The sequence below is a fragment of the Geobacter hydrogenophilus genome (assembly GCF_018501225.1).
Taxonomy (GTDB): domain Bacteria; phylum Desulfobacterota; class Desulfuromonadia; order Geobacterales; family Geobacteraceae; genus Geobacter; species Geobacter hydrogenophilus.
In genome coordinates, this window is the sequence record NZ_JAHCZI010000006.1 from 1 (window position 1) to 14453 (window position 14453).

Below are 14453 nucleotides of genomic sequence, written 5' to 3' on the forward strand. Positions count from 1 at the left end.
GAGAGGGATACCATAGGTCCCAGGGTGGTACACTTTTCATTCCCGCTTTTGGGCCATTATTGCATTACCAGTGACAATTCCTCCCGGAACTTGTCGTCATCGGTGCCGTCATCGAGAAGCTCGCTTAGATATTTAATCGCCTCCTTGCGGTCCTTGATTCCGCTTTGGGCCGCAATGGAAATCATCCGTCCCTTGATGTGGGCAAGGGTGCGCTGAATCGGCTCCATGCTGTCACTGGAAAATGTCCTCTTGGCATCCCGCAAGGCCCCGAACCGTTCCCCGCATTCCTGCACCGCCAGCCACCAGGGGGTGATGGTGCGCCGTTCCGTTTTCTCGTTGTCGGGGAACCGGAGCGAGAACCATTCCCCGGTGAGATATGCCCAGATAGTGCCTATCTTCTCCCAGAGATCGTCAAGGGTCGTGATTCGGTACTGATGGAGGAAAGAGCGGCGAAGCTGGAACTCGACCCGCCAGCCCCCTTCCGGATCGTCCACGCCCCAGATAGGCAGAAACCATTGCTTGTTGCTCTTCTGAATCTCTTTCCCCTTGTCGTAGATTCTCACCTGGACAGGGGAGGAGGCGGAGCCGCAATAGTAGGTTTCCAGATCGCCGCCGTTGGTTATCATCCTGATCTTGCGACTGCGGGACACCCTGAGGATTTCGAGGAGGGAAAAGGTAAGGGGTGGGCTCAGCCTGAAGTCCGCGCAGAGGTCGCACCGGCTCGGCTGGATACGCTCGATGGTGCCGCCGAAGCTCAAAAGGTCGAACTCCAACAACTCCAAGAGGGTCGATAGGCCCACATGCCAGAGGGCTTCCGCCAGGATCGTCACATAGACGTTCGGGGAGGTGCCGGGTTTGTCGGAAATGGCGATATAGACGCGGTACTCAGGGAACTGAAGCTGATAGCGGTAATTGGGAGCCTTGCCGCTTGGCTGGTGGAGGAATTCCCGGCTGATATCGGTCTTGTCGAGAAGGCCGGTTGTTCCCTGAGAAGCTTCTTTCTTCTCGGAAAGATACTCTTTAGTGCGGTTCCAGTTGGCGTCCCACGACACGAACAGACCCAGATCAAGGGTATCAATGCCGCAGGAAAGGAACTGGAAATTTCCGGTAGGTGGGTTTTGCGCATGGCGTGTTACAGACTCCGCCATGCTGGGAGAGGCGCCCGGCGTCCCGTCCGTGGTACCGGCTAAGCCGGAAACCACGGACGAGCCGCCAGGGCTCAGTGGAGTTGATGGTTGAAGAGTGTCCAGAGATTCATTCGGTACAGATACAGAAAAAGCCACAAGTCCCCCTTTGACGCGATGCGTCAGAAGTCGCCTGTGGCTTGCCTATACCGTTTGTTCTTTCGTTTAGTGTGGGGTGGCTCTCTGGCTCTCTCTCATTTTCTAAAGGTGGGGGGTATCACCTCGTCTAAATAATTCGCACCGGATAAATGGTTGTGGTGCCTCTCTCTCACATTAACGCCCCTTCGTCTCTATTATCCCCTTGTCAAATATCTAGCTGGCAGTGCATGGCCCAGGCGAGTAATTACCGCTGTTGTCAGCAGTAAGCCCAGTATGTCCCTTGTCGGTATGCTCAGGCCGATCCATGAGCGACAAGTTGTCTCAGACTAATGGTTGATAAACGGATTGTCAATAAAAAATGTCTATTATTTAATGGTTTATATTGGATGCACTGCTTTGTACTTTGTTGTACTTGGTTGAACTGAAATATTTACGGAGCACCCACGTTACCCTTTTCAGCTTTCTCCGGCATTGCGGGTACGTGCGCATTAAACACAGAGCGGGCATTAGATTTTCTTCCCAGTGCCTAGATTTGTCTATGCTGGGGAACCAATATGGATTAGTACTATACCTAATCTGGTGTCTGGGAGGTTATTCCGGTTGAATCTTGTTGGACTTAAGACGACACCAAAAAAAGTTTTCTCTATTGAAAGTAATACAGATTTACTGGCGCATTCTTCTGGTCAGTAGGCCAACGCCTGCAAGGCCAGCGCCGAGTAAAATAAAGGAGGAGGGTTCTGGAACGGTGCTAGGGTTAATGTCGCCTTCGAGACGAAAGGCCATGTCCCTACCCAAAATATACCAAGAACCGTCATTGAATACGGTCATTTTATTATCATCAACGTTATTAAGGATAGTTTGTTCAATCTCTGAAGGATTGCCGGTCATACCGATCCAGTATGTCGTGTCCGCTGTAAGTAGGAGTGGTGTAATATCAGCGTGTTTGCGGTTATTCCCGCTGGTTGCTCCGTCATTGTCAATGATTGAGATGGTGGTATTGATGGTATCAAGTAGTATTCCTGGCTCTCCACCGTTATCTGCCCATAACCGCACGGTGACTTGTTGCCCGATAGTTCCCTTATAAGGAACGCTATAGATGTCCATGCCCGTTATAGTGGCACCAGATACAAAATTGATATTGTCGGCAAAACTTTGCAATGAGAGAAAGTTGCTAAAGCTTCCATAACCACCAAAAATAGTTGCCCCAATCCTTGATGGGCTGTTGTCCAAGATGACCTCACCATGAACTGTTCCGCCAGCGAGCAACATCAAAATCACACCGAGAGAAAAAACAATCCTTCTTGAATTTCCCACTATTTCCTCCTTCTCAATAAGATAGAAAAAATCAATTTTATGTAAACAAATAGTGTGCCTATGCCTGTAACGGGCTAATTTTTACATGTTTACTTCTGATTGTGGAATGATAACGTCAACCAAAATGTAAAATATTTTCACAAAGGATTAGTATACAATAATTGTTATCAATTTAATACTTAAAATTAAAATTTTATATGGTTTGCGCGAAGCGTAAGATTTCCCTCCACTTTTGTCCGTACTGGGGAGCCAATATTAGATTAGTGCACTGTACCCAATCTGGCTCTTATCACCTAGCTCCGGTTGAATCTTGTTGGACTTAAGACGACACCGAAGAGAGAGATAACTTGCTATATTTAAGATAATATGTTGAATTTGCAGGATTTTTAAACTTTGCTTGGAGGTCTTCGAATCCCGTTTCCCGCTCCAAAGAAATCAAGAGGTTAAGCCCGGTGGCTTAACCTCTTTTTCTTTGCGCGTGGCCTCACGCGGTTTTGCTGGGATGTTTTCCGTTCAAGAGATGTTTTCCCCCCCGACTTTCACCAAAACTTTCACTGACTTGAAAGCCGGCTAACAGCACATGGAAAAATCGGGTGTTTCTTTGATAATAAATTTATCTTGACGCAACGGAATAAAGGATGTATTTATTCTCTATAGGAATTATAGAGAAATGATTTCCAAGAAGACCAAATACGCCCTCAAGGCGCTAATCTACCTGGCTCGGGAGTACGACCGGGGGCCAATTCTCATTGCGGACCTGGCCCGTGAAGAGCGAATTCCCAAGAAATTCCTGGAGCTTATCCTGTTAGCTCTCAAAAATGCCGGGGTGCTCCAGAGCAAGAAGGGGAAGGGGGGCGGGTACTACCTGGCCCAATCTCCACGGGAGATCAGCATGGGAAAAGTGATTCGCACCCTGGAAGGACCTTTGGCACCGGTGCCGTGCGTGAGCGAGACTGCCTATGCCCGGTGCGAGGAGTGTGATGACGAATGGAGCTGCGGCATCCGCCTCGTTATGAAAGAGGTGCGTGACGCCATGGCCCAGATTCTCGACAACGCCACCCTGGCCGACGTTCTGGAGCGTATCGAGCAGGAGAAGCAGAAGAAGGACGGGGTGCTTTTTTACGCAATTTGAGAACAAAGTTTTTTTATGTCCATTAAGACTACTAAATCGATAGGCTAAAACAACAAAAAGGAGCAGACCATGAAACCGATCAGAACCATCGCCACCCTCGCCGCAGCACTCCTCGCCCTTGCCGCCCCTCTGGCGGCCCACGCCGAGGTGAACCTCCTTAACGTCTCCTACGACCCGACCCGGGAGCTTTATCAGGACTACAACGCCGCCTTCGCTAAGTACTGGAAAGGGAAAGGGGGCGATACGGTGACGGTGAAGCAGTCCCACGGTGGCTCAGGGAAACAGGCCCGGGCAGTTATCGACGGCCTGGAGGCCGATGTGGTGACCCTGGCGCTCGCCTACGACATTGACGAGATCGGCGAGAAGGCGAAACTCATCCCGGCCAACTGGCAAAAGCGGCTTCCCCACAACAGTTCTCCCTACACTTCCACCATTGTCTTCCTTGTCCGCAGGGGGAACCCCAAGAAGGTCCGCGACTGGAATGACCTGATCCGCTCCGACGTGAAGGTGATCACCCCTAATCCCAAGACCTCCGGCGGCGCCCGCTGGAACTACCTGGCCGCCTGGGGATACGCCCTGAAGCAGAAGGGGGGCAACGAGGCCAAGGCGAAGGAATTTGTGACGAAGCTCTTTAAGAACGTGCCGGTGCTTGATTCCGGCGCCCGTGGCTCCACCACCACCTTCGTCCAGCGTGGACAGGGTGATGTGCTCCTGGCTTGGGAGAACGAGGCATTCCTGGCGGTGAACGAGCTGGGCAAGGACAAGTTCCAAATTGTGGTGCCGTCGGTCAGCATCCTGGCCGAGCCGCCGGTGACGGTGGTGGACAAGGTGGTCGACCGGAAGGGGACCCGCAAGGTTGCCGAGGAGTACCTGAAGTACCTCTACACCCCGGCTGGGCAGGAGATTGCGGCCAAGCACTACTACCGCCCCATCGACAAGAAGGTTGCTGCCAAATACGCCAAAGTCTTCCCGCGCGTGAAGCTCTTCACCATTGATGACACCTTCGGTGGCTGGAAGGCGGCCCAGAAGAAGCACTTTGCCGACGGCGGGGTGTTTGACCAGATCTACGGGCCGGGTAAATAACCGGTGTAGGGGCTGCGACTTTCACGCCATCTCGCCGCCGTCCTCGTCGCTCCTTTGTGCGGCGTAGCGCTGCTACGCCTCCGCAGTCTCTCCTGCGGGTGCGACGATCTGACGCAAAATCCGCAGCCCTGCTTGGGGTTTTACAAGGGACCAACCACCATGGCGACAAAACCAATCAGACGAAACACCGTCATCCCCGGCTTCGGCCCGACCCTCGGCTACACGGTCTTCTACCTCTCCCTCATCGTGCTCCTGCCGCTCTCGGCCCTGGTGGTGAAGACGGCGAGCCTTACCTGGCCGGAGTTCCTCTCCACGGTGGCGGCGCCGCGGGTGGTGGCCTCCTACAAGGTCACCTTCGGCGCGGCCCTGGCGGCGGCGGGGGTGAACGCCATCTTCGGGCTTCTGGTGGCGTGGGTGCTCGTGCGCTACCGCCTGCCGGGCAAGCGCCTCATCGATGCCCTGGTGGATCTCCCCTTCGCGCTTCCCACCGCCGTGGCCGGCATCACCCTCTCTTCGGTCTACGCGGCCAATGGTTGGCTCGGGTCGGTCCTTGAGCCCCGAGGGATCAAGGTTGCCTTTACCCCCGTGGGGATCTTCGTGGCCATGACCTTCATCGGCCTCCCCTTCGTGGTGCGCACGGTGCAGCCGGTCCTGGAGGAGCTGGAGGAGGAGATCGAGGAGGCAGCCGCCTGCCTCGGCGCCACCCGCTGGCAGACCTTCCGGCGGGTGCTCCTGCCGGAGCTTCTCCCGGCGCTTCTCACCGGCTTTGCCCTCGCCTTCGCCCGGGGAGTGGGGGAGTACGGCTCCATCATCTTCATCGCCGGCAACATGCCGATGGTGTCGGAGATCACGCCGCTCCTCATCATCACCAAGCTGGAGCAGTATGACTACGCCGGCGCCACCGCCATCGCCACGGTGATGCTCCTCTTCTCGTTTCTGATGCTCCTCACCGTGAACCTCCTCCAGAAATGGAGCAGGCGCCACACGGCCTGACCGGGAGACTACGACATGTCCAGCACCTCTGCACAATCAGCCCGCACCCGCACCGAGCCGGCCCTGGTCCGCTGGCTCCTCATTATCGTGGCGCTCCTCTTCCTCGGCCTCTTTCTCTTCGTGCCCCTGGCGGCGGTCTTCGCCCAGGCCCTGGAGAAGGGATGGGGCGCGTATCTGGCCGCCATCCGCGAGCCCGACGCCCTGGCGGCCGTGAAGCTGACCCTCATCACCGCGGCGATCAGCGTGCCGGTGAATCTCGTCTTCGGGGTAGTGGCCGCCTGGGCCATTGCCAAGTTCGAGTTCCGGGGGAAGCAGCTCCTCATCACCCTCATCGACCTGCCGTTTTCGGTGTCGCCGGTCATCTCGGGGCTCATCTACGTGCTTCTCTTCGGGCTCCAGGGTTGGCTCGGGCCGTGGCTCCAGGAGCATGACCTGAAGATCATCTTCGCCGTGCCGGGGATCGCCCTGGCCACGGTATTCGTCACCTTCCCCTTCGTGGCCCGGGAGCTGATCCCGCTCATGGAGGCCCAGGGGAAGGACGAGGAGGAAGCGGCCATCACCCTCGGGGCGAGCGGCTTCCAGACCTTCTGGCGTGTGACGATCCCCAACATCAAGTGGGGGCTCCTCTATGGCGTGATCCTCTGCAACGCCCGGGCGATGGGGGAGTTCGGCGCCGTTTCGGTGGTCTCCGGCCATATCCGGGGGAGCACCAACACGATCCCGCTTCACGTGGAGATCCTCTACAACGAGTACAACTACGCCGCCGCCTTTGCCGTGGCCTCGCTTCTGGCGCTCCTGGCGCTGGTCACCCTGGTGGCCAAGAGCTTCGTCGAGTGGCGGATGCGTGAGAACGCATAACCTGACCTTCCATCCAATTCAAAAGGAACCATGACATGAGCATAGAGATTGTCAGTGTCAACAAGCAGTTCGGCAGCTTCACCGCCCTCAGCGACGTGAACCTCACCGTGCCGTCGGGAGAACTGACGGCGCTCCTCGGCCCCTCCGGGTCGGGGAAAACGACCCTCCTGCGGATTATCGCCGGCCTCGAAACACCCGACGCCGGGTCAATCCGCTTCGACGGCGAGGAGACCACCGACCGCCATGTGCGGGAGCGCCAGGTGGGGTTCGTGTTCCAGCACTACGCGCTTTTCCGGCACATGACCGTGGAGCAGAACGTCGCCTTCGGCCTCACGGTGAAGCCGCGCAAGGATCGGCCGTCGAAGAAGGAGATCAAGGAGCGGGTCCATGAGCTCCTGCGCCTCGTGCAGCTCGAAGGGCTTGCTGACCGCTATCCCTCCCAGCTCTCCGGCGGGCAGCGGCAGCGGGTGGCTCTCGCCCGAGCCCTGGCGGTGGAGCCGAAGGTGCTCCTCTTGGACGAGCCCTTCGGCGCCCTGGACGCCAAGGTGCGGGTGGAGCTTCGGAGATGGCTGCGGCGTCTCCACGACGAGATCCACGTGACAAGCGTTTTCGTCACCCACGATCAGGAGGAGGCCCTGGAGGTGGCCGACCGGATCGTGGTCATGAACAAGGGACGGATCGAACAGGTGGGGACTCCGGCAGAGGTCTACGACCAGCCGGCCAATCCCTTTGTCTTCGATTTCCTCGGCAGCGTAAACCTCTTCCACTGCCGGTCGGAGCAGGGTCAGGCGCGGGCGGCGGTGCCGGAACTGTCGGTGGGGTATGTCCGCTCCCACGACATCGAGGTGGAGCGGCGTCAGAACGATGGCGCCGTGGAAGCCGAGGTGCGCCACATCCAGGCCGTGGGACCGGCGGTGCGGGTGGAACTCCTCGTGCGGGGCACCGGCAAGACGGTGGAGGCGGAACTCTCCCGGGACGGTGCGGACCGGCTCGCCCTTGGGGTCGGCGAGACGGTTTATGCCCGGCCGCGGAAGATGCAGAGGTTTGTGGGGGATTACCAGATATAGGTGCGCCAGGGATGGCGAGCCTGACAGGGGAGGTGGAACATGGCAAGTACAGCAATTATCGATCAGGGCGAACAGTGGAGCAGCGAGCTTGAGGAGAGAATCCGTGCGGCGCTGCGGGAGATCCGCTTCGGCACGGTCACCCTCGTCATTCAGGACGGGAAGGTGATACAGATCGACAAGAACGAGAAGATCCGGCTCAAGTGAATCAAGGAGCATGTCATGACACCTGAACACATCGTCATAGCCGGCAGAAGCGGTGTCGGAAACACGACGACGGCGGTGAACATCTCCGCTGCCCTGGCGGAAGAACGGTATCGGGTGGCTCATGTGGGGTATGACCCGCGTCGGCTCTCGACCGCTCCACTCCGGGGGCAGGGGAAACTTGTGGCTTGCGGCGAGGGCTGCCTGAAGGGGAGTGCTGCCTGCGTTGTCGGCTATCGGGGAATCCTCTGCGTCGAGGCGGGGAATGGCGGTGAAGGGGAGGGGACGGCGGTACTCGGCAAACTCTGCCACTTCGAGGAGATTGCCCGGCATCGCCTCGATTATGTGATCCATGACATCTCGGGAGAGCCCGAGACGGTCCTTTCCTTCCTCTCGGAAACGAACGAGCCGTGGCGGCTCTTGGTGGTGACCTCGGCCGACATCGCCTCGATCCATACTCTGAACGATTACATCGCGCGATTCAACGAGTTGAAAGCCGGAAAGGGACGGTTCGGCGGCGTTATTGCCAACAACCTCTCGGGTCCCTTTTTCGAGTCGGTGGTGGGGGACTTCATTCGGGAGACGGGCGCCCATCTAGTGGCGAACATCCCCCGGTCCATGATGATCTCGGTGGGGGAGTTCTGCACCCTTCCCCTCGTGGAGGTGGCACCCCAGGGGCACGTGACGGCGGTCTACCGGAAACTTGCCCGTGCCGTGGCGGGCGGAAAGGACGCAAGAATCCCGAGCTACCTGGACGAACGTGCCTTGGCGGCATGGTCTCTCCGTTGGCGGGAGATCATCGACGAGCTTGAAGGCGGTATCGTACGGGATGGAGCTGCCATCTGAAGAAGAGCAAGAGGGGCTTTCCCCACATGATTTTGCTGTTGACGAAGCGATGCGGAAGGGGTAGGAGGAACATGGAATGTGAATCCGACATACGCGGGTGACCATGGAATGGATTGAGAGAAGGCCGTTTTCTGAAGTCGGGAGAACGGCCATTTTATTTGGGAGGGCAAACCGTGAACTCGATTACCCATACGCGAGGTTAACATCAATGCATAAACCTGAACATCCCATCGGCATCCAGACCCAGGCAGTTCACGCCGGCGAATCTCCCGACCCTGTCACTGGTGCCTCGGCCCCAAACATCGTCATGTCCACCACCTTCATCGCTCCTCCCGACGCCTCCTTTTCCGTGGAAGCGCTGGACGAGGAGACGCCGTTCATCTACACGCGCTGGGGAAACCCGACCGTTGCACAGCTGGAACTAAAACTTGCGGTCTTGGAGGAGGCGGAAGGGTGCGTCGCCTTTGCAAGCGGCATGGCGGCGATCTCCGCGCTCTTGTTCCATACCCTTGGCGCCGGCGACCACCTCGTCATGAGCGACATTGCCTATGCAGCGGCGTCGGAGATGACGAACGAACTTCTTCCTCGTATGGGGGTCCGGGTCACCAAGGTGAACATGGCGGACCTGGACGAGCTTGCGGCGGCCATCACCCCTGCTACGAAGCTCGTCTACGCGGAGACGCCGTGTAACCCCCTCCTGCGTCTGACGGACATCGCGAAGGTGGCGGAGATCGCCCATGGGGCCGGAGCGCGGTTGGCGGTGGATTCCACCTTCGCCACGCCGCTGGCGACGAAGCCGCTTGCGCTCGGGGCCGATTACGTCATTCATTCCCTCACAAAGTATCTGGGGGGCCACGGCGATGCCATCGGGGGAGCGCTTCTGGGGCCGGCCGACGAACTCGCGGTGCTGCGCAAGAAGGTTGCGATCCGCACCGGCGGAATCCTCAGCCCCTTCAATGCCTGGCTCATCATGCGGGGGGTAGCGACCCTCCCGCTCAGGATGAGGGCCCACGCCGAAGGAGCATCACAAGTCGCACAATTTCTGGAGGCGCACCCGAAGGTGACCCGCGTCATCTACCCCGGGCTTCCTTCCCACCCCCAGCATGAGCTTGCGAAACAGCAGATGAAGAACTTCTCCGGGATGCTCACCTTCCAGGTGAAGGACGGTCAAGCCGCGGCCAGGGTGCTGGCCGAGGAACTCCGGATCATCCATTACGCAGTCTCTCTCGGGCATCAGCGAAGCCTCGTATTCTACCTTCCGACGGAAGATCTCCTGAAAACCTCGTTCCATCTGACTCCGGAACAGCGCGCGTCGTACCGTGAGTTTGCAGGGGAGGGGATATTTCGGTTTTCCGTCGGGATCGAGGATTCCGACGACCTCTGCCGTGACCTGGACCAGGCGCTGGCGCGGGTACGGTGACTGACAGGCGCGATTACACACAACTCTAAGCTTCAGGGATAAAGAGGAGAGATGTTGGGACGCTGGCGGGTATAAAGACTATTAAACAAATAGACTAAGTATATTTAACTTGACGTTGATACTCCCCGTTTGCTAGAGTGCCTGAAAACGTGGGAGGGAAAACTATGGGGATTTCAGATACGCTTGAGCTTACGAGCGTTTCGTCCCTTGACGGATCGCGGGAGAATTTTCTCTTCCATCACCCGGGCGGTGCTGGTCGCGTGCCGCTGGTGGTGGGGCTTCACACCTGGAGCTACAACCGTTTCAATCAGCTGCATCACATGCTGCCGTTCTGCCGACAGCGGGGATGGGCGCTCCTTCTGCCGGAGTTTCGCGGCCCCAATCTCGCCGAGAATCCACGGGCGCGTCAGGCCTGCGCCTCTCCCCTGTCGCGCCGGGACATTCTCGACGCCGTGGAGAGAGTTGAGGCCGACTACTCCGTCGATTCGGAAAGGATATTCATCCTTGGCGGCAGCGGCGGCGGACATATGGCACTCATGATGGCGGCCTTGGCACCGAAGCGGTGGAGAGGGGTCAGCGCCTGGGTGCCCATCACCGATCTCGCGGCCTGGCACGGCGAGAATCCGGACTATGCCGGCCATGTGGCCGCCTGCTGCGGGGGAGGGCCGGGGAATGACCCTGCAACCGATCGGGAATACTTTGACCGTTCGCCGATTAACTTCATCGAGGATCTGTCGGCTGCGACACTGTCCGTGCATCACGGCCGTTACGATGAGGTCGTCCCGTACCGTCAAAGCTGGAGGCTGGCCGAAAAGCTCGAGGACGCGGGTGCGGAGCGCTTCTTCTTCGAGATCTTCAATGGCGGGCATGACATCCATTATGAGAGGGCGTTTGACTGGTTCGACGCGCTGCTGGGTGACGCAGGCGCTGAGGCGGAACGCCTTACCGGATGATTGACGGCACAGGGGCGCTTTGGTCGTTCGACGTTGTCATGTTAGGAATCGCGATGTTTTTGTGAAAAACGGCTTGACATTTTTTTAAAGAACTAATAGTCTATCTAAAAAATAGACATTATAGAAATAAGCTGACCAGACAACTGGAGGCCAAGGTTCTTTACCTTGGCCTCTTTTTTTTCGCGTACGGAGGAGGCCATGGCGACATCCTGCAGCGGCAGACGAAATATCCAGGGGCATCCCTGCTTCGGTGGGGACCATCGCAAAAACGGGCGCATCCATCTGGCGGTGGCGCCCCGCTGCACCATCAAGTGCGCCTACTGCACCCGAAAGCATGATTGCGTGAACGAGTCGCGTCCCGGTGTCGCGAGCCGTATCCTTACCCCCCAGGAGGCGCTGGAGCAGGTCCGAGGAGTGATGGCGAGCGAAACCCTCAGCTCGATCATTAAGGTGGTGGGGATCGCCGGGCCGGGGGATCCCCTGGCGAACGAGGAGACCTTCGAGACTTTTCGACTCGTGGGGGGGGAGTTTCCCCATCTGGTGAAGTGCCTCAGCACCAACGGGCTCCTCCTTCCGGAGACGGTGGACCGCCTTGGCGCTCTGGGGCTCGGGAGTCTCACGATCACGATCAATGCCCTTTATCCGGCGGTCGGCGCGAAGATTTACTCGCACGTATTCTATCAGGGGAAGCGGTATTCCGGTGCCGAAGGGGCTTCGCTCCTCATCGCCAATCAGCTTGAGGGCCTTGCCCGAGCCGCCGACCTGGGGATCGTGGTCAAGGTCAACACGGTGCTGATCCCCGGGGTGAATGACGGCCAGATCGAAGCGATCTCCCGGAAGGTGAAGGAACTAGGGGCGGCGGTCATGAACGTGATGCCCCTCATTCCCCAGGCCGACATGGCCCATGTGGCGCCGCCGTCGCCCGAGTATCTGGAGGAGGTGCGCACCATCGGCGAGCGGGTGATCGGCCAGTTCCGCAACTGCCGCCAGTGCCGGGCGGATGCGGTGGGGCTGATCGGTGAGGACGGGGTTGGGTCACGGTGCGCTGTCCCTGCGGCAGGCGGTTGAATAAATCAATATTAGCAGGCTGTTGAAAAACGTAGCGAGGAGGCTGGGATGCCAGGCGCAAGCAAACGAAAATGCGAGGCGTACCCGTTGGTACGTTGAGCTTTTGAGTGAGCGGCAACACCGCAGACCGGTCCCGCAGTAGTTATCAACAGTCTGATAAGGCGGAGGACGGCGTATGGGACAGGATAAGATAATTGTCAGAAGGCGGGATGACGTGCTTACGCCGGATACGGCCAAACGGGTGGCGGAACTGCTCCGGTCGGTCCGGTACGGTTCCATAACCATCGTCGTTCAGGAAGGGAAGATTGCCCAGATCGACAAGACGGAGAAGTTCCGGATGAACGGAAATGGACGTTGAAACATCACTCAGGAAAAGGAGAACAGACGATGTCGAAGAAAAAAGTCAAAACAATCGCAATTTACGGCAAGGGTGGAATCGGGAAATCGACCACCACTTCCAACATCAGCGCGGCGCTGTCGGCGTCGGGGCTCAAGGTGCTCCAGATCGGCTGCGACCCCAAGAGCGACTCCACCACCACCCTGCGGGGGGGCGGCTACATTCCGACCATCCTCGATACCCTCCGGGAAAAGAAAACCGTGAAATCCAACGAGGTGATCTTCGAGGGGTTCAACGGCATATATTGCGTGGAAGCGGGCGGACCTGCTCCGGGGGTCGGTTGCGCGGGGCGGGGAATCATTACCTCGGTTGAGCTTCTGAAGCAGCTTCGTGTCTTCGAAGAACTTGATCTGGATATCGTGGTCTACGATGTCCTCGGCGACGTGGTTTGCGGCGGCTTTGCGGTGCCGGTGCGCGAAGGGATCGCCGACCACGTCTTCACCGTTTCCTCGGCCGACTTCATGGCGATCTACGCCGCCAACAACCTCTTCAAGGGGATCCAGAAGTACTCCAAGAACGGTGGGGCGCTTCTGGGGGGGGTGATCGCCAACTCCATCAACACCGACTATGCCCGCGAGATCGTCGATGACTTCGTGTCCAACACCAAGACCCAGGTGGTGGAGTACGTTCCCCGTTCAGTGACGGTGACCCAGAGCGAACTCCAGGGGAAGACCACCATCGAGGCGTTCCCCGACTCGGAACAGGCAAAGGTCTACAAAACCCTGGCGAACAAGATCTGGAACCACACGGAGTCGAAGGTACCGTCACCCCTGGGGGATAAGGAGCTCCACGAATGGGCGTTCAAGTGGGCCGACACGCTTCTGGCCATGGAGACCGGCGAGGTGCGGGGCGTAGCGGCGGCCATCTGACATAGGCGGCGCCGGTTCGGAAAAGGAGGGACGGTCATGGGTGTATATCGCGATGAGCAGGCCGATGGACTTCTCCTGGGGAGGATTCTCCCGGAAGCGGGGGAAGGGCAAGACGCTAACGTGACGGCGGACCGGTCCGGCAGGGCCTGGCTTGCAAAGGCGGGATATGGCCTTTTGGCGCTCAACGACCGTCTCCTCGACTGGTACGGGCTGGCGGCGCTGGTTCTTCTCTGGGAGACGGCGCCGCGGCTTGGCTGGATAGATTTCCAGTTCTTCCCGCCCCCCTCGGCCATCGTCCGGGCGGGGTGGGAGCTGGCCGCTTCGGGGGAGCTTGCCTCCCATGTTACCGCGAGCCTCTGGCGCACCTTCCAGGGACTCGCGGCAGCCGTGGCGGCGGCTCTCACCATCGGGTTCGTGCTGGGGGGAGGTTTTCCGCGGCTCACGAATTTTCTCAGGCCACTTCTCAAGCTCCTTGGCCAGATCAACGCCTTCTCCCTCTTTCCCCTCTTTGTCCTGTTCTTCGGCATCGGAGAACTGGCCAAGTTCAGCATCATCTTCTGGTCGTGCCTCTGGCCCATCCTCTTTACCACCATTGCCGGGGTGCAGGGGGTGGAGCCGCTGCTGGTGAAGTCGGCCCGTTCCATGGGAAGCGGCCGGCTGACCCTCTTTACCAGGGTTCTTCTGCCGGCGGCGCTCCCGTCCATCTTTTCCGGAGTGCGGATCGGAGCAACGGTCGCCTTCCTCATGCTGATCGCCGCCGAGATGATCGGCGCGAGCGAGGGACTCGGCTGGCTTGTCCACAACGCCCAGGTGAACTCGCTGATCCCGCGTCTTTTCCTGGCCGCCGTCCTGATCGCCCTCTTCAGCATGACCCTGAACCACGGCATCCGCTGGCTGGAGGGACGGGTTGTCCGGTGGAGGGAAGAGGTCCGGGGTGCGTGAACGTAAGAGGCGTCGGGAAAAGGAGGC

The 14453-nt window shown here is 58.6% G+C and carries 15 protein-coding genes; 13 read left to right on the forward strand and 2 right to left on the reverse strand.

The window, feature by feature from the left end; all coding sequences use genetic code 11:
* Positions 1-56 precede the first annotated feature (56 nt).
* A complete protein-coding gene (locus KI811_RS11200) occupies positions 57-1202 on the reverse strand; it encodes a plasmid replication initiation factor (protein ID WP_343213601.1) in 1146 nt (381 codons plus the stop codon).
* Positions 1203-1946: 744 nt separating this feature from the next.
* On the reverse strand, positions 1947-2597 hold the full coding sequence (locus KI811_RS18790) for a PEP-CTERM sorting domain-containing protein (protein WP_214186563.1): 651 nt from the start codon (positions 2595-2597) through the stop codon (positions 1947-1949).
* A 670-nt stretch (positions 2598-3267) separates the two neighbouring features.
* On the opposite strand from KI811_RS18790, the gene KI811_RS11210 reads away from it, so the two are divergent.
* From KI811_RS11210 to KI811_RS11270, 13 genes are all read left to right on the forward strand, one after another.
* Entirely contained in the window at positions 3268-3729 is a 462-nt protein-coding gene (locus tag KI811_RS11210; protein ID WP_214186564.1) for an RrF2 family transcriptional regulator, read from the forward strand.
* Positions 3730-3798: 69 nt separating this feature from the next.
* Positions 3799-4812, forward strand: coding sequence for a sulfate ABC transporter substrate-binding protein (locus KI811_RS11215; protein ID WP_246551699.1), 1014 nt, complete (start codon positions 3799-3801; stop codon positions 4810-4812).
* A gap of 159 nt (positions 4813-4971) precedes the next feature.
* Complete coding sequence (cysT, locus tag KI811_RS11220; protein WP_214186565.1) at positions 4972-5805, forward strand: sulfate ABC transporter permease subunit CysT; 834 nt, start codon at positions 4972-4974, stop codon at positions 5803-5805.
* A gap of 15 nt (positions 5806-5820) precedes the next feature.
* Positions 5821-6663: a sulfate ABC transporter permease subunit CysW gene (cysW, locus tag KI811_RS11225; protein ID WP_214186566.1), complete on the forward strand. Its 843-nt coding sequence runs from the start codon at positions 5821-5823 to the stop codon at positions 6661-6663.
* 35 nt (positions 6664-6698) lie between these two features.
* Positions 6699-7730: a sulfate/molybdate ABC transporter ATP-binding protein gene (locus KI811_RS11230; protein ID WP_214186567.1), complete on the forward strand. Its 1032-nt coding sequence runs from the start codon at positions 6699-6701 to the stop codon at positions 7728-7730.
* Positions 7731-7769: 39 nt separating this feature from the next.
* Positions 7770-7934 (forward strand): YezD family protein, encoded by a 165-nt coding sequence (locus KI811_RS11235; protein ID WP_214186568.1) that lies wholly within the window; start codon positions 7770-7772, stop codon positions 7932-7934.
* Between the two features lie 15 nt (positions 7935-7949).
* The gene (locus tag KI811_RS11240) at positions 7950-8777 is read left to right on the forward strand and encodes a nucleotide-binding protein (RefSeq protein WP_214186569.1); all 828 of its coding nucleotides are present in this window, start codon (positions 7950-7952) and stop codon (positions 8775-8777) included.
* Between the two features lie 208 nt (positions 8778-8985).
* A complete protein-coding gene (locus KI811_RS11245; protein ID WP_214186570.1) occupies positions 8986-10197 on the forward strand; it encodes a trans-sulfuration enzyme family protein in 1212 nt (403 codons plus the stop codon).
* Positions 10198-10361: 164 nt separating this feature from the next.
* Positions 10362-11150: an alpha/beta hydrolase family protein gene (locus tag KI811_RS11250; protein WP_214186571.1), complete on the forward strand. Its 789-nt coding sequence runs from the start codon at positions 10362-10364 to the stop codon at positions 11148-11150.
* A 198-nt stretch (positions 11151-11348) separates the two neighbouring features.
* The gene (locus tag KI811_RS11255; protein WP_214186572.1) at positions 11349-12218 is read left to right on the forward strand and encodes a radical SAM protein; all 870 of its coding nucleotides are present in this window, start codon (positions 11349-11351) and stop codon (positions 12216-12218) included.
* Positions 12219-12393: 175 nt separating this feature from the next.
* Positions 12394-12576 (forward strand): YezD family protein, encoded by a 183-nt coding sequence (locus KI811_RS11260; protein WP_214186573.1) that lies wholly within the window; start codon positions 12394-12396, stop codon positions 12574-12576.
* A gap of 29 nt (positions 12577-12605) precedes the next feature.
* Positions 12606-13484, forward strand: coding sequence for a nitrogenase iron protein (nifH, locus tag KI811_RS11265; protein WP_214186574.1), 879 nt, complete (start codon positions 12606-12608; stop codon positions 13482-13484).
* A 36-nt stretch (positions 13485-13520) separates the two neighbouring features.
* Positions 13521-14426, forward strand: coding sequence for an ABC transporter permease (locus KI811_RS11270; RefSeq protein WP_214186575.1), 906 nt, complete (start codon positions 13521-13523; stop codon positions 14424-14426).
* The last annotated feature ends 27 nt before the right edge of the window (positions 14427-14453 follow it).